General features: G+C 66.2%; 18 protein-coding genes. 4 read left to right on the top strand and 14 right to left on the bottom strand.

Annotation, left to right across the window (positions count from 1 at the left end; all coding sequences use genetic code 11):
- Positions 1-124 precede the first annotated feature (124 nt).
- Positions 125-1,354, top strand: coding sequence for a multidrug effflux MFS transporter (locus tag QTI66_RS13780; protein ID WP_286560291.1), 1,230 nt, complete (start codon positions 125-127; stop codon positions 1,352-1,354).
- A gap of 23 nt (positions 1,355-1,377) precedes the next feature.
- Here the strand turns inward: QTI66_RS13780 and QTI66_RS13785 are convergent, their stop codons facing one another.
- From QTI66_RS13785 to QTI66_RS13820, 8 genes are all read right to left on the bottom strand, one after another.
- On the bottom strand, positions 1,378-1,527 hold the full coding sequence (locus QTI66_RS13785; RefSeq protein ID WP_286560293.1) for a hypothetical protein: 150 nt from the start codon (positions 1,525-1,527) through the stop codon (positions 1,378-1,380).
- Between the two features lie 176 nt (positions 1,528-1,703).
- Positions 1,704-2,198 carry a hypothetical protein gene (locus tag QTI66_RS13790; RefSeq protein WP_286560295.1) on the bottom strand — a complete coding sequence of 165 codons (495 nt, stop codon included), beginning with the start codon at positions 2,196-2,198 and terminating at the stop codon, positions 1,704-1,706.
- Positions 2,199-2,336: 138 nt separating this feature from the next.
- Positions 2,337-3,875: an efflux transporter outer membrane subunit gene (locus QTI66_RS13795; protein WP_286560296.1), complete on the bottom strand. Its 1,539-nt coding sequence runs from the start codon at positions 3,873-3,875 to the stop codon at positions 2,337-2,339.
- 14 nt (positions 3,876-3,889) lie between these two features.
- Complete coding sequence (locus tag QTI66_RS13800) at positions 3,890-5,020, bottom strand: ABC transporter permease (RefSeq protein WP_286560297.1); 1,131 nt, start codon at positions 5,018-5,020, stop codon at positions 3,890-3,892.
- A 12-nt stretch (positions 5,021-5,032) separates the two neighbouring features.
- On the bottom strand, positions 5,033-6,244 hold the full coding sequence (locus tag QTI66_RS13805; protein WP_286560298.1) for an ABC transporter permease: 1,212 nt from the start codon (positions 6,242-6,244) through the stop codon (positions 5,033-5,035).
- Positions 6,241-8,022, bottom strand: a complete 1,782-nt coding sequence (locus tag QTI66_RS13810) for an ATP-binding cassette domain-containing protein (protein WP_286560299.1) — start codon at positions 8,020-8,022, stop codon at positions 6,241-6,243. The genes QTI66_RS13805 and QTI66_RS13810 overlap by 4 nt, the downstream gene beginning before the upstream one ends.
- Positions 8,019-9,059, bottom strand: a complete 1,041-nt coding sequence (locus QTI66_RS13815) for an HlyD family secretion protein (protein ID WP_286560300.1) — start codon at positions 9,057-9,059, stop codon at positions 8,019-8,021. Before QTI66_RS13815 ends, QTI66_RS13810 begins: the two co-directional genes overlap by 4 nt.
- Before the next feature lie 277 nt (positions 9,060-9,336).
- Positions 9,337-10,320 carry an ABC transporter substrate-binding protein gene (locus QTI66_RS13820; RefSeq protein WP_286560301.1) on the bottom strand — a complete coding sequence of 328 codons (984 nt, stop codon included), beginning with the start codon at positions 10,318-10,320 and terminating at the stop codon, positions 9,337-9,339.
- Positions 10,321-10,483: 163 nt separating this feature from the next.
- On the opposite strand from QTI66_RS13820, the gene QTI66_RS13825 reads away from it, so the two are divergent.
- From QTI66_RS13825 to QTI66_RS13835, 3 genes are all read left to right on the top strand, one after another.
- Positions 10,484-12,949 (top strand): sensor histidine kinase, encoded by a 2,466-nt coding sequence (locus QTI66_RS13825; protein WP_286560303.1) that lies wholly within the window; start codon positions 10,484-10,486, stop codon positions 12,947-12,949.
- Between the two features lie 70 nt (positions 12,950-13,019).
- Positions 13,020-13,397 (top strand): response regulator, encoded by a 378-nt coding sequence (locus tag QTI66_RS13830; RefSeq protein WP_286560305.1) that lies wholly within the window; start codon positions 13,020-13,022, stop codon positions 13,395-13,397.
- The gene (locus QTI66_RS13835; protein ID WP_286560306.1) at positions 13,394-14,545 is read left to right on the top strand and encodes an adenylate/guanylate cyclase domain-containing response regulator; all 1,152 of its coding nucleotides are present in this window, start codon (positions 13,394-13,396) and stop codon (positions 14,543-14,545) included. The genes QTI66_RS13830 and QTI66_RS13835 overlap by 4 nt, the downstream gene beginning before the upstream one ends.
- A 9-nt stretch (positions 14,546-14,554) precedes the next feature.
- Here the strand turns inward: QTI66_RS13835 and QTI66_RS13840 are convergent, their stop codons facing one another.
- From QTI66_RS13840 to QTI66_RS13865, 6 genes are all read right to left on the bottom strand, one after another.
- Positions 14,555-15,280, bottom strand: a complete 726-nt coding sequence (locus QTI66_RS13840; protein WP_286560309.1) for an ABC transporter ATP-binding protein — start codon at positions 15,278-15,280, stop codon at positions 14,555-14,557.
- Complete coding sequence (locus tag QTI66_RS13845) at positions 15,273-15,998, bottom strand: ABC transporter ATP-binding protein (RefSeq protein WP_286560871.1); 726 nt, start codon at positions 15,996-15,998, stop codon at positions 15,273-15,275. The genes QTI66_RS13840 and QTI66_RS13845 overlap by 8 nt, the downstream gene beginning before the upstream one ends.
- A gap of 113 nt (positions 15,999-16,111) precedes the next feature.
- Positions 16,112-17,080: a branched-chain amino acid ABC transporter permease gene (locus tag QTI66_RS13850; RefSeq protein ID WP_444815005.1), complete on the bottom strand. Its 969-nt coding sequence runs from the start codon at positions 17,078-17,080 to the stop codon at positions 16,112-16,114.
- Positions 17,081-17,088: 8 nt separating this feature from the next.
- The gene (locus tag QTI66_RS13855) at positions 17,089-17,961 is read right to left on the bottom strand and encodes a branched-chain amino acid ABC transporter permease (RefSeq protein WP_286560313.1); all 873 of its coding nucleotides are present in this window, start codon (positions 17,959-17,961) and stop codon (positions 17,089-17,091) included.
- A 21-nt stretch (positions 17,962-17,982) separates the two neighbouring features.
- The gene (locus QTI66_RS13860; RefSeq protein ID WP_286560314.1) at positions 17,983-19,155 is read right to left on the bottom strand and encodes an ABC transporter substrate-binding protein; all 1,173 of its coding nucleotides are present in this window, start codon (positions 19,153-19,155) and stop codon (positions 17,983-17,985) included.
- A 150-nt stretch (positions 19,156-19,305) separates the two neighbouring features.
- Positions 19,306-20,277 carry a PDR/VanB family oxidoreductase gene (locus QTI66_RS13865; RefSeq protein WP_286560316.1) on the bottom strand — a complete coding sequence of 324 codons (972 nt, stop codon included), beginning with the start codon at positions 20,275-20,277 and terminating at the stop codon, positions 19,306-19,308.
- Positions 20,278-20,279 lie beyond the last annotated feature (2 nt).

Below are 20,279 nucleotides of genomic sequence, written 5' to 3' on the forward strand. Positions count from 1 at the left end.
GAGCGAGCGCTCATGCACGCTGCAACAACCCCGCGGCGCGCGGCAGGCAGGCATTGCTTGACAATGCGGATCCCAGCTCGATCACTTCAGCGCCCTCCGTGGTCTGAACAACAAGAACGACACCATGAATCCTGACGCCGCGAAGATCTGGTCCGCACCGCGCTGGGCACTGGCCGTGTTGCTGGCGGTGCTCGGCATGCTGGGGCCGTTCTCCATCGACACCTACATCCCGGCCTTCTCGGGCATCGCGCGCTCGATCGGTGCCACACCAGTCGAGATGCAGCAGACGCTGTCGGCCTACCTCTTCGGCTACGCCTTCATGAACCTGTTCCACGGCGCGCTGTCGGACAGCTTCGGGCGGCGGCCGGTGGTGCTGTGGGGCCTGGCGGTGTTCACGGTCGCATCGCTGGGCTGCGCGCTGTCTCAGACGATCGGGCAACTCGTCTTGTTCCGGGCCTTGCAGGGCCTGTCGACCGGCGCCGGCATCGTCGTCTCGCGCGCGGTGATCCGCGACATGTTCCCGCCGGCCGAAGCGCAGAAGGTGATGAGCCAAGTCACCATCTACTTTGGCGTTGCGCCGGCCATCGCGCCGATCATCGGCGGCTTTCTCTTCGTGCACGCGGGCTGGCACAGCATCTTCTGGTTCCTCGTGGGCGTGGGCGTGGTGCTGTTCGTGGCCAACTACAGGCTGCTGCCCGAGACGCTGCATGACGACCACAAGCAACCCTTCAACCCGGGCCATCTGCTGCGCGGTTATTGGGACCTGTGCTCCGACCCGCGCTTCCTGCTGCTCGCGCTGGCCAGCGGCGTGCCCTTCAACGGCATGTTCCTCTACGTGCTCGCGGCACCGGCCTTCCTGGGCGACCATCTGGGGCTGGCGCCCACGCAGTTCTTCTGGTTCTTCATCCTGACCATCGGCGGCATCATGGCCGGCGCGTGGCTGAGCGGACGCAAGGCAGGCAACGTGAAGCCCAAGCGCCAGATCCGCGACGGCTTTCTCATCATGCTGCTGACCTCCATCGTCAACGTGGTGGCCAACGCGCTCTTCACGGCGCATGTGGGTTGGGCGCTATGGCCCATCGGCATCTTTGCGTTCGGCTGGGCGCTGATGGTGCCCGTCATCACGCTGCTGGTGCTGGACCTGCACCCCGAGCGCCGCGGCATGGCCTCATCGCTTCAGGCGGTGATCGGCGCGGTGGCGAACGCGGTGGTTGCGGGTGTGGTGGCGCCCCTGGTCATGCATTCGACCATCGCCATGGCGCTGACCTCCGCCGCCATGATGGGTGTCGGGCTCGTCGCATGGTGGTGGTTGCGACATCGCTGGCCGGAGCTTGGGCGCGAGCACGCTTTGTAGTGCGCTGTCCCGCGGTGGGTGGATCAGCCGGCAGCGTCGCGCCGCGGCACCTTCGACCGGCGCAACAGCGCGTCGGCGTCCATCGTGAGCATGACCGCGATCATGATCAGCGACTGCATGCACAGCACGCTCACGCTGAGTGCGACGATGGTGAATATTTCCTTGAGTGGCATGAGGTGATCTCCGTGCAATGGCTCATGGGGGTGGTCGTTGCGGCGCCTGAAGGGACGGAACTCCGCGGGGATTGCCGCCGCCAGGCGCAGCGTCTCACCGACCTGTCGCACCGGACGGGCTTGTACGCTGACCCGATCGAGCCTGCATGGGGTGCAGGCTCAAGAACGATGCGCCTTCAAAAGGTCGCATTGAAGGCGGGACTGCCCGCAATCTGGCACTCGCCGCTGCCGCCGCCCTTCATGCCCATTTCGGGCTGCGCCAGTTGCAGCCGGCAGCGCATGGCACGACCCGTCGGGTCTTTCAGGTTGGCGATCACCTTGCCGCTGTAGACGGTGCCGAACTGCACGACGTCGAATCCGCCCACGCCCCAGCCCTCGTAGGGCCAGTCGGACCATGCCATCGGCCAGGGGTCCCACATCGGCGCGAGCGACTCGGTCACGGTTTGCCGCGTCACCTGCGTGAAGCGGCCCTGGAACGTGCTGTCGGGCGTGGTGGCGGTCATGGTGCCGTCGATGGACCCATCGCGGCTTTGCCAGCTGAAAAGCACCGGCTGTGCCGGCTTGCCCTTTTGCACGATGTCGCCGCCGCCCATGCCGCTGCTGGCGCAGCCGTTGAGCACGGCAAGGGCAGCGATGACGAAAGCGGTCGCGAGGCCTGTTTGAAAGTTCATGGATGGCTTCCAGGGAAACGGGTTGGACAGCGGGCGGCATTCATACCGCCTTCAAGGTGTCCAGAGCTTATTTCTCGAGCGCATCCACGTGTTGCCTGCGCGTCCCGGTTCTTGACCTGCAGGCTCTTTAGCAGGCTGTTAGTCCTGGTTCGGCGCCGACCCCACCTGAACCGCCTGCGACACCAGCGGCGCCGGCAAGGCCAGGGCCTTGGAGATCGACACCAGCCCCGTCGCGAGACGGCCGGTGCTTTCGGCGTAGTCACGTTGCGCCTGCAGCAGGTTGCGCTGCGCATCGAGTTGCACCAGGAAGTCCGTGAGGCCGCTTTCATAGCGCACGCGGGCCAGCAGCAAGGCATCGCGGCTGCTGCGCTCCCTGCGGGCGAGTTCCGCGTTGCGCTGGCTCTCTGCCGCATAGGCGTTCATGGCATCGTCGATTTCCTGCCAGGCCTTGAGCACAGTCTGCTGATACGCCACGGCCGCCTGTTGCTGCTGAAGCTTGCGCAGCGTCACCGTGGCACGGCGGCGGCCGCCGTCGAAGATCGGCAATTGCAGGCTCGGACCAATGGACCACTGCCGGCTGCCCCATTCGGCGAACGCACTGTCCGTGACCGACAGGAAGCCGAAGTTGGCGCCGATGGTGATGCGCGGATACAGGTCGGCCACCGCCACGCCGATGTCGGCCGTCGCGGCGTGAAGTTGCGCTTCTGCGCTCTGGATGTCGGGGCGGCGCAGCGCCACTTCGGACGGAAGGCCCATCGAGAGATCCGGCAGGGCCGCCACCGGCGCGTCGGGCTGCGCCGCGAGTTCGGCGGCCAGCGCACCGGGTCGCTCGCCCGCGAGCAGCGTGATCGCGTTCGCGGCTTGCGCCTCCTGCATGAGCAATTGCGGCACCTTGGCGCGCACGTCTGCCAGCTGTGCATCCTGTCGCACCACGTCGAGGTCGGTGGTGAGCCCACCGTTGGCGCGTGCCTGCACCAGGTCGCGCGTTTCCTGGCCCGCCTCGATGTCCGAGCGTGCGATGCGGATCTGCCGCTGCAGCGAGCGCAGGTCGAAGTAGCGGCGCGCCAGTTCGGCCTGCACGCTCAGCTGCACTTGCGCGAGCATCGCCTGCGACGCCACGGCGTTCGCATCCGCGGCTTCCATCGCGCGGCCCACGCGGCCCCACAGGTCCACCTCCCACGATGCGTCGAAGCCGGCCTGGTAGAGGTCGTGCGGATCGGCGAGGATCTTGATGATCTGGTCACGATTGGCCGGGTTCAAGGCGCCCAGGATGCGGGTGATGTCGCCGTCCTCGCTCTCGCGTACGCGCGACACCGAGCCGCTGGCATTGACTTGCGGCAGGCGCTGCGAACGCACGATGCTGCCCTGCACACGGCTTTGTGCAAAGCGCAGCGCGGCGGCTTGCACATCGCTGTTGGCGGCCAGCGCGCGTTCTTCCAGCCGGATGAGCACCGGGTCGCCGAAGATGCTCCAGCCAAAGGGCGTTGCGCCGGGCTTCGCCAAGGCGCGCTGCGCGTCGACAAGCTCCGGCGAACCGCCATGCCATGCCGAGAAGTCGGCAGGCGCCTCGGGCACCGCAGGCTTGAAGTCGGGCCCGACGGCACAACCGGCGAGCGCCAAGATGGCCGCAACCTGCAGCGCAAGCCACACCGGAGTGAATTTCGAATGGAGTTTCATGACAGCGTCCCCGTTCAGACGAGGCGATTGCGAAAGAGCCATGCCGCCAGCGGAAGCGTGATGGCCGCGATGACGACGAGCGGAATCAGGTTGGGCCACACCGTGGCCATGCCGACGCCTTCCAGGTACACGCGCTGCACCAGGTCGATGGCAAAGCGCAGCGGGTTCGCCAGCGTGGCGAATTGCAGGGCCGCGGGCATGTTGCTCACGGGCGTGGTCAGCCCCGACAACAGCATCATCGGCATGATGAGCACGAAGGTGTAGAGCATGGCCTGCTGCATGTTGGCCGACACCGCCGAAATCGACAGGCCAATGCCCACGCTCGCCACCGTGAAGAAGACCAGCCCCGCGTAGAGCGTGACGAGCGATCCGGCCATCGGCACGCGGAACCAAAGCGCCGTGACGAGCAGCACGAGCGTGGATTGCACCAGCCCGATCAACACCGGCGGAATGGCCTTGCCGATCATGATCTCGGTGGGCGAGAGCGGCGTGACCAGCAACTGGTCGAAGGTGCCCTGCTCCCGCTCGCGTGCCACGGACAGGGCCGTGAGCAGCAGCGTCTGGATCATGCTCAGCGCGGCGATCATGCCCGGCATGAAGTTCCATCGCGTGGTGAGGTTCGGGTTGTACCAGGCGCGCGATTCGACGGTGACGGGCGGGCGCCCGCCGCCGTGCCGCTCGCGCCACTCGTCGTTGAAGGCCGTCACCACCTGCGACACATAGCCCAGCGCCGATCCCGCCGTGTTGGAGTTGCGCGCATCCACGATGACCTGGATCGACGCGTTCTGGCCGGCTTCCAACTGTTGCTCGAAGCGCGATCCGATGCCGATCACCACCAGCGCCCGGCCTGAATCGATGGGGTCGGCAATGTCGGCCTGCGTCCGCAGGCTGGCGGCCCGGTGAAAGACGCCCGTGCCATCGAGCCTGGCCACGAGCGCCGTGGAAGCGGCGCTGTGGCTCTGGTCCAGCAATGCGTAGTCGATGCGGCTCAGGTCATAGGTGGCTGCGTAACCGAAGAGCAGGCTTTGCATGATCGCGGGCACGATCAGGATGACGCGCGAGGCCGGGTCTTTCAGGACGGCCAGCAACTCCTTGCGGCACAGGTTGATGACGCGGTGAACGAAGGCGATGAAGCTCGATTCCATGGCAGCGTCTCCTCAGTCCAGACGCTTGCGCGTGACGAAGCGCGCAAGCGACAACAGCGCCACCGCATACACCGCCAGGATCGCGCAGTTGCGGATCACCAGCGGCCAGATGTCTCCCGCCAGGAAGAGCGTACGGATCAACTCCATGAAGTAGGTGGCCGGCAACGCCTGCCCGACGATGCGCACGACCGTCGGCACATTGCGCAGGTCGAACAGGAAGCCCGACAACATGAGCGACGGCAGGAAGGTCGCGACCAGCGCGATCTGGCTCGCCAGGAACTGGTTGCGCGTGACGGACGAAATCACCAGGCCCACGCCCACCGCGACGATGAGGTAGAGCATGGAGGCAAACACCACCATCACCAGCGACCCGACCATCGGCACCGCGAACAGGAAGTGCGAGGCCAGCAGGCACAGCCCCAGCCCGGCCATGCCGATGCCGAAGTAGGGAATGATCTTGGCGACCAGGATCTCCACCGGCCGCACCGGCGTGACGAACAGCGCCTCCAGCGTGCCGCGTTCCCATTCGCGCGCCATGACCAGCGCCGTGAGAAAGGCGCCCACCAGCGTCATGATGAGCACGATGAGCCCCGGCACCAGATACCAGGTGCTGGTGTTGGCGCTGTTGAACCACATGCGCTCGTCGATGGTCACCGCGCCGATGCCCGAGGCGGCGGGCGCGCCCCGTGCCGTGCCCGCCATGTCCACCTGTCGCGCCGCGTTCTGTGCGAGCGCGGCGCCGGCATAGCGCAGGATGATGGAGGCCTTGGCCGCATCGGCACCATTCACGATCACCTGGATGCGGGCATTCGACGCGGCGAGCCGGCTCGAGAAATCGCCGGGCACGCGCACGATGCCGTCGATCTTGTGTTCGCGCAGCAAGGCTTCGGCCTCTTTCATGGAGGCCAGCATCACGGGGGAAATGTAGGGCGTGAGTTGCAGGCCCGACACCGCTTGCATGGCGGTCGGCGAACTGTCTTCCATCACCACGGCCATCGGCGCGTTCTTGACGTCCAGCGAGAGCCCGTAGCCGAAGATGAGGATCAGGATGATCGGCAGCAGGATGCCGATGGCGAGGCTGCTCGGGTCGCGCAACAATTGCCGCGTTTCCTTGCGCGTGAGCGCGACCAGGCGCGAGCCGCCTTGCCAGCGTGGCGGGGCGGCCTTGACGACACCCGTTTCGACGGCTTCGCGCCTTGGGGCTGCTTCCTCGAGCGTCGTCATGCGGTGGCCCTTTCGGCGGAACGCTCGCGCGCCTGCATCACGATGCCGATGAAGGCATCTTCCATGTTCAGGCGTTGGCCCGGCGTGCTGGCGGCATGCGCGCGCACTTCCTGCGGCGTGCCGATGGCCAGCAGCTTGCCGGCATCCTGGATCACGATGCGGTCGCAGTACTCGGCCTCTTCCATGAAATGCGTGGTGATGACGATCGTGACGCCGCCTGCCGCCAGTGCGGTGATGCGCCGCCAGAACTCGCGGCGCGCCAGCGCATCGGTGCCGCTGGTGGGCTCGTCAAGGAACAGGATCTCCGGCTCATGCAGCAAGCCGGTGGCCATGGCCAGGCGCTGCTTGAAGCCGCCCGGCAACTGGCCGCTGGCAGCGTCTTGCTGCCCGCCGAGTTCGAACTCGCGCACCACGGCCTCGGTGCGTTGGCGCAGGCGCTCACCGCGCAGGCCATAGGCGCCGCCGAAGAAGGACAGGTTCTCGGCCACCGTGAGGTTGCCGTAGAGCGCGAATTTCTGCGACACGTAGCCGATCTTCGCGCGTGCCTGCGCCCGTGCGTGGCGCAGGTTGACGCCTGCCACCTGCAGGAAGCCACTGCTCGCGGGCAGCAGGCCGCACAGCATGCGAAAGGTGGTGGTCTTGCCCGCGCCGTTGGGCCCCAGCAGCCCGAAGATCTCCCCGCGCCGCACATCGAAACTGGTGCTGGCGACGGCGACAAATTCGTCGAACCGACGAACGAGGTCCTTCACTTCGATGACGACCTCGTTGCTCGTTGCCGGGGCCGCCGTGTTCACCGCGTCGGGCGCTGCCTTGGCCGCCGCAGTGTCCGCTTGCTGTGAGCGCAGCAGCACCATGAACCCGTCTTCCAGCCGCGCAGGAACCGCTTCGACGGGCGCGCCGTCGAGCAGGGAAGCGATTCGCTGCAGGTCCGCTTGCGGGCGTTGGATGAAGCGCACCTCGCCGCCCTGCGGAACCGCATCGATGACCAGCGCCGGGTTGTCCAGCAAGCGCGCCTGCAGGGTGCGCGCGTGCGTGCCCTGCGTCGGCTTCGCAACAAAGCACAGGTCCCGCGCGTGGTCGCGAATCTCCCCCGGCGCGCCGGCGGCGATCAGTTTCGCCTCGCGCATCACGAAGACTTGCGCACAGCGTTCCGCCTCATCCAGGTAGGCCGTGCTGACGATGACGCTGAGCCGCTCGTCTTCGACCAATTGCTGCACGATCTCCCAGAGCTCGCGGCGCGACAGCGGATCGACGCCCACGGTGGGTTCGTCCAGCAGCAGCAACTGGGGCGAGCGCACCAGCGTGCAGGCGAGGCCGAGCTTCTGCTTCATGCCGCCCGAGAGCTTGCCGGCGAGCCGTTGCGTGAAGCGGCCCAGGTCGGTCATCTCCAGCAGGCGTGCGTAGCGCTGTCTGCGCTCGTCGTGCGACACGCCGTGCAGGTCGGAATAGAGGTCCAGGTTTTCCTGAACGCTCAGGTCTTCGTACAGGCCGAAGCGCTGGGGCATGTAGCTGATGCGGTCCTGCACGGCCTGCGGGTGCAAGGCGACGTCGATGCCCAGCACTTGCAGCGATCCGGCGTCCGCGCGCAGCAGGCCGGCGGCCAGCCGCAGCAGGGTCGTCTTGCCCGAGCCGTCCGGCCCCACGAAGGCCGTCAGCGCTCCGGCAGGCACCGTGAGCGACACGTCTTCGAGCGCGCGGTTGGGCGTGGCGCGCCCCTTGATCGCAAAGGACTTGTGCAGGCCCTGCGCGACGAGTGCCGGCCTTTCGGCCAAGGTCATGGCTTGGCTCCTGCGCTCGCGGTGGATGTGCTGGTGCGCGCATCGAGGGGAATGCGCACCGTCGCCGGCATGCCCAGGCGGAGCCGGTCTTGTGTGTCCTGCGCCAGCACGCGCACTTCGTAGACCAGGCTGCTGCGCAGCTCTTCGGTCTGCACCGTCTTGGGCGTGAACTCCGCCACCGAGGAGATGAAACCGATCTTGCCGTCGATGGGCTCGCCCGGATGACTGTCGGTGCTCAGCGTGGCCGCCATGCCGGGGCGAATGCGGCCCAGGTCGGTCTCGGCCACATAGGCACGCACCCACTTGGGATCGGTGATGGCCAGCGTGAACACTGGCCGCTGCGGCGATGCCATGTCGCCGGGCTCCAGCAGTCGCGCGCGGACCACGGCGTCGATCGGCGCCTTGAGGTGTGCCTGTGCCAACTGATGCTCGAGCAGGGCCAAGGCGGAAACGGACACGTCCAGCTGCGCCTGTGCCTGTGCGATGTCCTCCTTGCGCGGACCGCTCACGACCAGTTCCTGCGCCTTGCGTGCGCTTGCCAGTTGGGCCTGCGCCACCTTGCGGCGCGCCAGTGCGTTGTCGAGGTCTTGCTGGCTGACCGCGCGGCCCGCCGTGGTCTGGCGGATGGACTGCAGGCGATCGAGTTGCTGCTGCGCCAGCGCGGCGTCGGCGGCGGCTGCGTCGCTCTGGGCACGCGCCTGTGCAACCTCCTCGGAGCGGCTGCCGGCCTTCAGGCGTTGCAAGGCCTGCTGCTGCACCCGAATCTGCGCCTGCTGCTGCGCCAGCCGCAGGCGCAGGCTGCGCGTGTCGAGTTCGCCCAGGATCTGCCCCGCCTTGACGTGATCGCCTTCCTGCACGTCGAGTTTTTCAATGCGCTCGCTCTCGTTGAAGGCGAGCGACACCTGGCGCAGGTCGACGTTGCCATGGAGCACCAGCGTGTTGCTTTCCGCCGGCTTGCGATCGAAGTACCAGAAGGCGAAGGCTGCGGCGGCCAGCAGGAGCACGGCGCCGGCGATGAGGGGTTTCTTGGTGGTCATCGAAATGGACTCCACGGCCCGATGTAGGTGTGCAGGGATGTGATGGCCCGAATGATGGCCATTTCAGCGCCTTGTGAACAGGCCACCGGCCGCATCCCGGGACGCCGGGGCAACGATTGGGATGCCAGAGCCAACGACGCGCACCTGGGCGGTCACGCGGCCCGTGCCAGGGAACTCATGCGCGAGGCCAACGACGAAACCGGGATGGCTGGCACTGCGGCTGGTATTGAGGTGACAGAAACGCGGCCATCGCGCGCATCGCCCGGGTGCGGCCCAACTATTGAATGACCTTGTCCGCCCGGCTCAGCAACGAGCGCGGAATGGTGAAGCCGATCCGGTTGGCGGTGTTGAGGTTGATGACCAACTCGAACTTGGTCGGCTGCTCGATGGGCAAGTCAGCCGGCTTGGCGCCCTTGAGGATGCGATCGACGTAGCGGGCGCCGTCCTTGCCTTCGTTGCCATAGCCGGGGCCGTAGGCCATCATGCAGCCGTTTTCGGCATAGTCGCCGCGTGCGCAGATGGAAGGCAGGCGGCTCTCGATCGCCAGTTCCGCGATCTTTTTCTGGTTCGAGTTGGCCACCGGATTGAGCGTGACCCACACGGCCGTGGCGCGCGCCTTGACCGCGTCCCTGAAGGCCTGCGCATAGCCCTCCGCGCTGCTCGCCTCCATTGAATAAAGCTCCAGCCCCAGGGTGGCCGCCGGCTTCTGGCTCGCCTCCCACTGCGGAATCGAGCCCGGCGCCTTCGGGTCCCACAGCACCGCGACACGGGTAATGCGCGGGTTGCTCTGCTTCAGGATCTCCAGCCGCTTGCCCGTGAGAACGGCCGCCACATTGGTGATGCCCGTCGCGTTGCCGCCGGGCCGTGCCAGGCTCTCCGCCAGGCCGGTGCTGATGGGATCGGTCACGCCCATGAACACGATGGGGACGGTCGATGTCGCCTTGCGGGCGGCCTGCGCGGCATTGGTGGTGACGGTCACCAGCACGTCAATGTCCAGTTGCACCAGTTCGCTCGCCAGTTGCGGCAGCCGGGTCAAATCGCCGCTCTCGTGGCGATAGTCGATCTGGATGTTCTGCCCTTCGATATAGCCAAGCTCGCGAAGGCCCTGCCGGAAAGCGTTGAAGCGAGGCGCGTCCGCGCTGGCCGACACCGCCGCAAGGTATCCCAGCCGCGGGACTTTCTTCGGCTGGGACTGCGCCTGCAGGCTGGCGCCCAGCAGCAGCAAGGCGCCGGGAATGAGCCACCAGAATCTGCTGCGCATCAGCGTTCTCCTCGTTGTCGGCAGGGCACGCCCGATTCTGCGCCGCTTCCTGCCGCTTCAGCGCCCTTCTCCCCTCTTCCGGGGGGATCCCGGCATCGGCCAATCGTGGGACCACGCAAGCGGTATTCCCTTCCCGGGGCGGGCGATGTCCAATGGGACATCAATGACGCTTCCGGATACGTCGCCGGCCCCTGTGCCGGGCGAGTCGCGCCCGGCATCCCTTGGCGCGCGCCTTGCGCTCGCGTCGGATTCGGTGCGGGCGGTCCATCGCGGCCGGTTGTTCCGCAAATACCTGCTGCTCATCCTTTCGCTGGTGACTGCCGTGCTGCTGGCCTCGAGCGCGATCAGCCTTTATTTCTCCTACCAGGAGAACAAGGCGGCGCTCGCCAGCCTGCAGCATGAAAAGGCGGTGGGCGCGGCGTCGCGCATCGAGCAATATGTGGAACAGGTGTCGCAGGAACTGAATTACGCCTCGCTGGCCCAGCTGGATGCGTCGGACCTGGAGTCGCGCCGCACCGAGTTCTGGCGCCTGTTGCGCCAGGCGCCCGAGGTCACCGACGTCGCACTCATCGACCGCAATGGCCGCGAGCAGATCGCGGTGTCGCGCCTGGGCCTGGACGTGATGAACTCGCTCACCGATCGCTCGGCGGAAGAAGCGTTTCGCCTGGCCATTCCCGAGACGACATGGTTCGGCCCGGTGCACTTCAACCGCGACACCGAGCCCTACATGACGGTCGCCATCCGCTCGGGCGGTCCCAGGAGCACCGTCACGGTGGCCGAATGGAACCTGAAGTTCATCTGGGACGTGGTCTCGCGAATCCACATCGGCGAGAAGGGCAAGGCCTATGTGCTGGACAGCAATGGGTTCCTGGTGGCCGACCCGGACATCGGCCTGGTTCTGCGCAAGACCAGCCTCGCGGCGCTGCCGCACGTCCAGGCCGCGGCCAGCGGCGAATTGCAGCAGGACGAAGCCATGGTGTCGCGCGACCTGCACGGCGCCTCGGTGCTGACCTCGATGGCGCCCATCAAGCCGCTGGGATGGAAGGTCTTCGTCGAGCAGCCGATTGCCGAGGTGTACGCCAAGCTCAATGCATCCTTCCTGCGCGCCGCCATCTTGTTGCTGGCGGGGCTGGCAATCTCGGCCATTGCGGCATCGGTGCTGGCGCGCAACATGGTGAGCCCCATCCGCACGCTGGCGCGTGGCGCGCGCCGCATCGGCGAGGGCAACCTGAACCAGCAGATCGTGGTGAACACCGGCGACGAACTGGAAGCGCTGGCCGAACAGTTCAACCGCATGGCGGCGCAATTGCGCGAGCTTTATGGCGGGCTGGAACGCAAGGTCGCGGCGCGCACCTCCGAGCTGACAGCTTCGCTCGAATTCCAGACCGCCACGGCCGAGATCCTGCGCGTGCTCAGCCGTTCGCCGACCGACCTGCAGCCCGTGTTGCAGGCCGTGGCGGAGCGCGCGGTGCGCCTGTGCCGGGCGCACGGCAGCCGGGTGTGGCTGCCCGAGGGCGATCACCTGCGCGCCATGACCGGCTTCCAGCTGGACGCGGGCGCCGTCACCGGTGGCGGCGAGATGCTGCCACTGAGCAACCGCTCGGTGGTCGGTCGCGCCTTTGTCGAGCGCCGCACCACGCACGTCGAAGACGTGGCGCAGTTCCTGGATTCCGATTTCAGCGATTCGCGCGACCCGCAATCGCGCTACGGCTTTCGCACGGTGCTGGCCGCGCCGCTGATGCGCGAGGGCGCAGCCATCGGCGTGATTGCCGTGCTGCGCAAGGAAGTGCAGCCTTTTTCAGGCGCGGAGATCAGCCTCATCGAAACCTTTGCCGACCAGGCGGTGATTGCCATCCAGAACGCGCGCTTCTTCCACGAGATCGAGGACAAGAGCCGCCAGCTCGAAGTGGCGAACCTTCACAAGTCGGAATTCCTGGCCAACATGTCGCATGAACTGCGCACGCCGCTCAACGCCATCATCGGCTTTTCGGAAGTGCTGACCGAGCAGATGTTCGGGCCGGTGAACGACAAGCAGATGGAATACCTGCGCGACATCAACTCCTCGGGCCAGCACTTGCTGACGCTCATCAACGACGTGCTGGACCTGTCGAAGATCGAAGCCGGCCGCATGGAGCTGGACCTGAGCTGCTTCGACCTCGGGCTGCTGCTCGACAACGCGCTGACGCTGGTGCGCGAACGAGCGCAGCGCAATGGGCTGGCGCTGTCGCTGGACGTTGGCGAGGGGCTGGGCGAGTGGGTGGCGGATGCGCGAAAGGTCAAGCAGGTGGTGGTGAACCTGCTCTCCAACGCGGTGAAGTTCACGCCGGCCGGCGGCAGCGTGCGCCTGGCGGCGCGGCTTCTTGCATCCAGCGGCGGGACGATGGCCGAAATCAGCGTCAGCGACACGGGCGTGGGCATCGCCCTGGAAGACCAGACGCTGGTGTTCGACCAGTTCCGGCAGGCCGGCGGGCACTACCTGAGCAAGGCCGAGGGCACGGGCTTGGGCCTTTCGCTGGCGCGCCGCCTTGTGGAGCTGCATGGCGGAACGATTGGGGTCGACAGCCGCTTGGGTGAAGGATCGACCTTTGTATTTACATTGCCGCTCAGGGAGCTGGAGGCTGTGGCATGAGCGCAGCGAGACAAGCACGCAGCCTCTCGCGGGGCGGCGAGGACACGAAGTGCCGAGCGCGGGGGCCGATATGAGCACCATACTGATCGTCGAGGACAACGAGAAGAACATGAAGCTGATGCGCGACATCCTGCAGCACAGCGGCCACACCGCGCTCGAAGCGGTCACGGGAGAAGAAGGCGTGCGCCTGGCCATCGAGCATCGGCCCGACCTCATCCTCATGGACATCCAGCTGCCGGGCATGGGCGGCATCGCGGCGCTGAAGCTGATCCGCGGGGAGCCGGCGCTCAACGCCGTGCCCGTCGTCGCCGTGTCGGCCTCCGTGATGCCGGACGACCAGCGCAACATTTCCGGATCGGGCTTTGACGCCTACATGCTCAAGCCCGTCTCGCTCAGGCCCTTCCTCGCCGTGGTCGAGCGCTTGCTGTCGGAAGGCCGTTTGTCATGAGCGAAGCGCCCACGGGTCAAGGCTCCGCCCATATCCTCGTCGTCGACGACGTCGATCGCAACGTGCGGCTGCTCGCCGACATCCTGACGGCGCGCGGCTACCGCACCAGCACCGCGGCATCGGGGGAAGAAGCGCTGTCGCTCATCGCCAGCGAGCCGCCGGACCTCGTGCTGCTCGACGTGATGATGCCCGGCATGAACGGCTACGACGTGTGCCGCGCCATTCGCGCCAACCCCGCCATCGCCATCCTGCCGGTGGTGCTGGTGACCGCGCTCGATCCCGAGCAGGAACGCCTCAACGGCCTCAACGCCGGCGCCGACGATTTCCTGAGCAAACCCATCAACCAGGCCGAGTTGATGGCCCGCGTGCGCTCCCTCCTGCGCGTGAAGGCGTTGTACGACGAAGTGCAACGCCAGCGCGCCGAGCTGCAGGCATGGAACGCCACGCTCGAACAGCGCGTGACCGAAGGCGTGCAGCAACTCGAACGGCTGGGCCAGCTCAAGCGATTCTTTTCCCCGCAACTCGCGGAAGCGATCATCGGCGGCGGCGCCGACAACCCGCTGCGAAGCCACCGGCGCGAGATCACCGTCGTCTTCCTTGACCTGCGCGGCTTTACCGCGTTCACCGAAACCGCCGAGCCCGAGGAGGTCATGGCCGTGCTCGGCCAGTACCACGCCGTGATGGGCCGCCTGGTGCTGGCGCACGAGGGCACGCTGGAGCGTTTTTCCGGCGACGGCATGATGATCTTCTTCAACGATCCGCAGCCGGTGCCCGACGCGCCGGCACGGGCATTGCGAATGGCCCTGCAGATGCAGTTGGAGATGGCCGCCCTGCACGACCAATGGCGCCTGCGGGGCTACGACCTGCACATGGGCATCGGCATTGCGCAGGGCTTTGCGACGCTCGGCAGCATCGGTTTCGAAGGGCGCATCGACTATGGCGCCATCGGCACGGTGACCAATCTGGCGGCGCGCCTGTGCGGCGAAGCTGTGGCCGGCGAAATCCTGCTCTCGCAGCGGGTGCAGGCGGCGTTGCAGAACGCCGCGCACAGCGGCGAATGGTCGATCCAGTCCGCTGGAGAACTGGACCTCAAGGGCTTTCACCGCAAGGTGCCGGCGTGGCGGGCGGTGCCGCCGGCCAGCCCTTGATGTTCACGCTCAGCGCGTGACGCCCAGCAGTCGCTCCAGCACTTCCGGCTGCGAGCGCAGCACCGCGGCACGCTCGGCATGCACGACGGTGCCGTGGTCCAGCACCACCGCATCGTCCGAAATCGCAAGGATCGCCTGCGGATGCTGCTCGACGATGATGGCCGCGAGGTTTTCTTCTCGCGTGATGCGGCGAATGGCGCGCAGCAGCTCTTCCACGATGATGGGCGCGAGCCCTTCCAGCGGTTCGTCGAGCAAGAGCAGGCGCGGGTTGAGCGCCAGCGCGCGGCCGACAGCGAGCATCTGTTGCTCGCCGCCCGACAACTGCGTGCCGAGGTTGCCCTTGCGTTCGGCCAGGCGCGGGAACATTTCGTAGACGCGTTGTGCATCCCACGGTGGCGTCTTCGTGCCCGCCCTGCCCGGCCGTTCGACGGCCGTGAGGTTCTCGTGCACCGTGAGCGACTTGAAGATGTTGCGTTCCTGCGGCACCCAGCCGATGCCGGCCGCGGCGCGCTGGTGCGGCGCCATCTTGTGCAGCGCCTGCCCGCCCAGGGTGATGGTGCCACCGTGCTGGCGCGTGGCGCCTGCGAGCGTGTTGATCAGCGTCGTCTTGCCGGTGCCGTTGCGGCCGAGCAATGCGAGCGTCTGGCCTTCGCCGAGTGCGAGCGAGATGTTATTGAGCACCACGGCTTCGCCGTAGCCGGCGCTGAGGTTTTCGATGCGAAGCAGCTCAGACATGCGCGCCCTCCCCGTGTCCAAGGTACACCTCTTTCACCTTGGGGTCGTTGGCGATCGTGTCGGGGTCGCCTTCCGTGAGAAGCGTGCCGTTGACCAGCACCGTCATGCGGTCGGCAAAGCTGAAAACCAGATCCATGTCGTGTTCGATGAGCAGCACCGACACATCCGCCGGCAAGGCGGCGACGGTCTGCAGAAGTTCTTCGCGCTCGCCCGCCGGCACACCGGCCACGGGCTCGTCAAGCAGCAACACGCGCGGCTCGCAGGCCAGTGCAATGGCGATTTCGAGCAGGCGGCGCTTGCCGTAGGCCAGGTGCTTCGTCTGCACCTGCGCAACGTCGGTCAGCCGGAACTGTTCCAGCAGCTGCGCTGCGCGCTCGACGACTTCACTCGAAGCGCCCAGCGCCTGCCACCACTTGCTCCCGAAGCCCTTGTGCTGCGACACGACCAGCGTCAGCGTTTCCAGCGGCGTCATTGAATCGAAGAGCTGGTTGATCTGGAAGGTGCGCACCATGCCCCGCGCCACGCGCTGGTGCGGCGCCAGGCGCGTGATGTCCTCGCCCAGCAGTTCGATGTGCCCTTCGGTCGGCGTGAGCACGCCGGTCAGGATATTGATGAGCGTGGTCTTGCCCGCGCCGTTGGGGCCGATGAGCGCGTGGCGCGCACCAGGCCTGAGTTGAATCGAGACGTTGTTGGTGGCGGTGATGCCGCCGAAGCGCATCACCAATCCGCTTGCGGAAAGAACAGGCGCGCTTGCGTCAGCCCCCACGCTCGGCACTTCGTGTCCTCGCTGCCCTCCGACGGGACGCGAGCTTGCTTGGGACGTCGCGGCACTCATGCCTTGGCTCCTTGCTTGCGCGCGCCGAACCACGTCGTCGGCCGCAGCAGGCGATCACGTCCCACGAGCACCAGCAACACAAGAATCAGCCCGATCCAGAACATCCAGTACTGCGGCGTGACGGCCGAGAGCCAGTCCTGCAACAGCTTGAAGACGATGGCACCTGCCACGCCGCCATAGAGCCAGCCCACGCCGCCGATGACCAGCATCAGCATCACGTCGGCCGAGCGGTCGAAGGCCAGCACGTCCAGCGAGGCAAAGCCCGTGGTCTGCGCGAGCAGTGCGCCAGCCGCGCCCGCGATGGCCGCAGCAATCGTGTAGATCACGGCCAGGCGAGAGACCACCGGAATGCCGATGGCCATGGCACGAAGTCGGTTGTCACGAATCGCCTTGAGCGTCGCGCCAAAAGGCGAGTTCACCAGGCGGCGCATGAAGAGGAACAACAGCAACACGATCGACAGCGAATACCACGCCGCCGTGCGACCGAAGAGGTCGAACTCGAACATGCCCAGCACCGGCCCCATCACCACGCCCTGCAGGCCGTCTGCACCGCCGGTGAGCCAGTCCAGCTTGTTGGCCAGCTCCAGCAACAGCAAGGCCGTGCCCAGCGTGACCATGAGCCGCGTGAGGTCAGTGCCGCGCAGGATGGTGACGCTGGCCAGCGCGCCCAATGCAGCCGACAGCACGATGGCGAACACCAGCCCCACGGTCGGGTCCGGCACGACCAGCTTGGCGAACAGCGCCGCCGCGTAGGCACCGAAGCCGAAGAAAGCCGCATGCCCCAGCGAGACGATGCCGGTGTAGCCCAGGATCAAATCGAGCGACATCGCGAACAGCGCGACGATGGCGATCTCGTTGACCATGAGCGAATGCGAAGGCGTGATGACCGGCAGCGCAAAAGCCACCGCCCACACCACAAACTCCCAAGGACGCCAGCGCGCATTGCGCAGCAAGGCCGATTGCATGGGCGACATCACTTGCCTCCCTTGCGTGCAAACAAACCCTGGGGACGCCACATCAAGATCGCGATCATCAGGAGATAAACAGTGAAGGCACCCATCTTGGGAATGAAATACTTGCCGGCCACGTCCGCGATGCCCAGCAGCAGCGCGGCCAGAAGCGGACCGGTGATCGAAGAGGTGCCACCGACTGAAACCACGATCAGGAAATAGATCATGTATTTCAGCGGGAATGTCGGGTCCATGCCCAGGATCTCGGCGCCCAGCGCACCGCCCAGGCCCGCCAGCCCCGTTCCGACGGCAAAGGTCAGCAGGAACACCACATTGACGTTGATGCCCAGCCCGGCCGCCACGCGCGGATCATCGACGGCGGCGCGCAGCCGACTGCCAAAGCGCGTCTTCGTCAGGATGAGTTGCAGCACCACCGTCAGCACCGCGCACACGGCGATGATGAAAAGACGGTAGTGGCCCATGCCCAGCAACAGCGGGCCATCACCGATCTCGGTGCGGCCGCGCAGCCACTCGGGCAATTGGATGTTCTGCTGCGACGAGCCCACGAAATAGTCGATGGCAGCCACCGCCATGAAGGCAAGCCCGATCGAGAACAGCACCTGGTCCAGGTGCGGCTTGCCATACATCGGCCGGTACAGCGTGCGCTCCATCACCGCACCCACGAGGCCGACCACGATGAAAGCGAGCGGAAGGCAGGCCAGAAATGGAATGCCGAACTTCTGCATCCCGAACACGGTGAGATAACCACCGGCCATCGCAAAGGCGCCGTGCGCCAGGTTGATGAAGTTCATCAAGCCCAGCGTCACGGCCAGCCCGACCGCGAGAACGAACAGCAGCATGCCGTAGGCAATGCCATCGAAAAGGATAGTGAGCATGTCTGCTGTCGAATCAGTCGCTTACGGTTTTGCCTTGCCCGGATCCTTGACGGACTTGATGACGTCGAACTCCACGTTGTAGAGCTGCCCGTCCTTCTTCTCGACCTTGCGCAGGTAGATGTCCTGCACGATATCGCGCGTCTGCGCATCGATCAGGATCTGGCCGCGCGGGCTTTCGAAGATCTGGCCCTTCATGGCGGCGAGCAGCGCATCGCCGCCGCCCTGGCCCTTGGTCTGCTTGAGCGCTTCGTAGATCACGCGCATGCCGTCATAGCCGCCGATGGCCATGAAGTTGGGGCGCATCTTCGGATTGGCTTTCTCGAAGGCTTCGACAAACTTCTTGTTCATTGCCGAGGGATGCGCCGTCGAGTAGTGGTGCGAGGTGACCACGCCCAGCGCGCCGTCGCCCATGTCGTTGAGTTGATCGTCGTCCGTCACGTCGCCGGTGCCGATGAGCTTGATGCCGGCCTTGTCCATGCCGCGCTCCAGGAACTGCTTCATCACCGCCGCGCCGGCGCCCGAGGGCACGAACACGAAGAGCGCATCGGGCTTGGCATCACGCACCTTCTGCAGGAAGGGCGCGAAGTCGGGGTTGCGCAGCGGCACGCGCAGCTTCTCGATGACCTTGCCGCCGTTGAGCTGGAAGCGCTCGCTGAAGAACTTCTCGGCGTCATTGCCCGGGCCGTAGTCGCTCACCAGCGTCACGACCGACTTGATGCCGTTCTTGGGCGCCCAGTCGCCCATGGCCACAGCCGCCTGCGGCAGCGTGAAGCTGGTGCGCACGATGTAGGGCGACGCTTCGGTGATGCTCGACGTGGCCGCGGCCATCACGACCTGCGGTGTCTTCGATTGCGTGGCCAGCGGCGCGGCGGCCAGCGCGGCCGGCGTCACGCCGAAGCCTGCGATGACGTTCACCTTGTCGTTGACGATGAGTTCCTGCGCCAGGCGCTTGGTGACGTCGGGCGTGGCGGTGTCGTCCTTGATGATGAGCTGGATCTTCTTGCCCGCGACCGTGTCGCCGTTTTGCGCCATGTACAGGCGCGCAGCCGCTTCGATCTGCCGCCCCGTCGATGCCTGCTGGCCGGTCATCGGCAGGATCAAGCCGATCTTGAACGTGTCTTGAGCCAGCGCAAGCTGTGACGCCAGGGCCAGTGCGGTCAGGCTTGCGGCCTGGATGAGATGACGGCGGTTCATGGAATCTCCTTCTTGGGGGAAAGTGCGAAATTTGGCAATTCTCTACAATTTGCAACAGATGCTATCCACGCAATCACCTACGACGCGCCCGGCATCGCGGATTGCTGCGCGCTGACGACAAAAACTGCGCGATCACCGCACAAGTGGATCTCAAGCTTCAGGGCGGTACGCGGAGTCGAGCGTCACGCTACCGACGACGCGTGACACGCAGGCGCAGATGCGCGTGTTGGATTTCTTCTCGTGCTCGCTCAGGAACACGTCGCGGTGATCGATCTCGCCGTCGACGGCCAGCACGTCCATTGCGCACAGGCCGCACTCGCCGCGGCGGCAGTCCCACAGCGTTTGCACGCCGGCGTTGTCGAGCGCTTCCAGCAGCGTGCTGTTGGCGGGCACCTGCATCAGCAGCTCGTGGCGGGGAATGCGTACCTCGAAAGATTGCGTCGGCAAGCGTCCGCTGCTGCCAAAGGTTTCAAAGCGCAGATCGGCCGGCGGCCTGCCCGCCGCGTACCACGCGCGCTTGACGGCTTCGAGCATCGGCACGGGGCCGCAGGTGTAGAGCTGCGCGCCTTGCGGCAAGGCTGCGATCTCGGCGGCGAAGTCGATGGGAGTGCTGCCGACGTGTGGCTGCAATTGCGCACCCAGCACGTCCTGCAATTGCGGCAAGTAGGCCAGTTCATCCGTGCTGCGGGCGCCGTAGAGCATCCGCACCGACGCGAGGTTTCTCTGCGCCAGGCGCTGCGCCATCAGCACCAGCGGCGTGATGCCGATGCCGCCTGCGACGACCAGGTAGCCAGGGGCTGTGAGGTCGAGCGGAAAATGGTTCTGCGGCTCGCTCACCAGCAGGCGGTCGCCAACGGACAAGCGCCACATGGCGAGTGATCCGCCGCGGCCGTCGTCGAGCCGCTTCACGGCGATGCGCCAGCATTCACCGTCGGGCTCGCCGACCAACGAATAAGAACGCGTTTGCATGCGACCGGCCAGCACCTGCACTTGCAGATGCGCGCCGGGGTCGTGCGGCGTGGCGATGCCGGAATCGGGACGGATCTGGAACTCGCGCACGGTCGGCGTGACATCCCGCGTGGCAACGATGCGCGCAGGCATCCAGTGAATATCGCTCTTCATGT

Origin of the sequence: Variovorax brevis, assembly GCF_030317105.1 — a bacterium.
Classification (GTDB): domain Bacteria; phylum Pseudomonadota; class Gammaproteobacteria; order Burkholderiales; family Burkholderiaceae_C; genus Variovorax; species Variovorax brevis.

Bases quoted from the DNA above. Each gene is read 5' to 3' on its own strand.
- QTI66_RS13780 (WP_286560291.1), top strand. From the start codon at position 125: ATGAATCCTGACGCCGCGAAGATCTGGTCCGCACCGCGCTGGGCACTG.
- QTI66_RS13785 (WP_286560293.1), bottom strand. From the start codon at position 1,527: ATGCCACTCAAGGAAATATTCACCATCGTCGCACTCAGCGTGAGCGTG.
- QTI66_RS13790 (WP_286560295.1), bottom strand. From the start codon at position 2,198: ATGAACTTTCAAACAGGCCTCGCGACCGCTTTCGTCATCGCTGCCCTT.
- QTI66_RS13795 (WP_286560296.1), bottom strand. From the start codon at position 3,875: ATGAAACTCCATTCGAAATTCACTCCGGTGTGGCTTGCGCTGCAGGTT.
- QTI66_RS13800 (WP_286560297.1), bottom strand. From the start codon at position 5,020: ATGGAATCGAGCTTCATCGCCTTCGTTCACCGCGTCATCAACCTGTGC.
- QTI66_RS13805 (WP_286560298.1), bottom strand. From the start codon at position 6,244: ATGACGACGCTCGAGGAAGCAGCCCCAAGGCGCGAAGCCGTCGAAACG.
- QTI66_RS13810 (WP_286560299.1), bottom strand. From the start codon at position 8,022: ATGACCTTGGCCGAAAGGCCGGCACTCGTCGCGCAGGGCCTGCACAAG.
- QTI66_RS13815 (WP_286560300.1), bottom strand. From the start codon at position 9,059: ATGACCACCAAGAAACCCCTCATCGCCGGCGCCGTGCTCCTGCTGGCC.
- QTI66_RS13820 (WP_286560301.1), bottom strand. From the start codon at position 10,320: ATGCGCAGCAGATTCTGGTGGCTCATTCCCGGCGCCTTGCTGCTGCTG.
- QTI66_RS13825 (WP_286560303.1), top strand. From the start codon at position 10,484: ATGACGCTTCCGGATACGTCGCCGGCCCCTGTGCCGGGCGAGTCGCGC.
- QTI66_RS13830 (WP_286560305.1), top strand. From the start codon at position 13,020: ATGAGCACCATACTGATCGTCGAGGACAACGAGAAGAACATGAAGCTG.
- QTI66_RS13835 (WP_286560306.1), top strand. From the start codon at position 13,394: ATGAGCGAAGCGCCCACGGGTCAAGGCTCCGCCCATATCCTCGTCGTC.
- QTI66_RS13840 (WP_286560309.1), bottom strand. From the start codon at position 15,280: ATGTCTGAGCTGCTTCGCATCGAAAACCTCAGCGCCGGCTACGGCGAA.
- QTI66_RS13845 (WP_286560871.1), bottom strand. From the start codon at position 15,998: ATGCGCTTCGGCGGCATCACCGCCACCAACAACGTCTCGATTCAACTC.
- QTI66_RS13850 (WP_444815005.1), bottom strand. From the start codon at position 17,080: ATGCAATCGGCCTTGCTGCGCAATGCGCGCTGGCGTCCTTGGGAGTTT.
- QTI66_RS13855 (WP_286560313.1), bottom strand. From the start codon at position 17,961: ATGCTCACTATCCTTTTCGATGGCATTGCCTACGGCATGCTGCTGTTC.
- QTI66_RS13860 (WP_286560314.1), bottom strand. From the start codon at position 19,155: ATGAACCGCCGTCATCTCATCCAGGCCGCAAGCCTGACCGCACTGGCC.
- QTI66_RS13865 (WP_286560316.1), bottom strand. From the start codon at position 20,277: ATGAAGAGCGATATTCACTGGATGCCTGCGCGCATCGTTGCCACGCGG.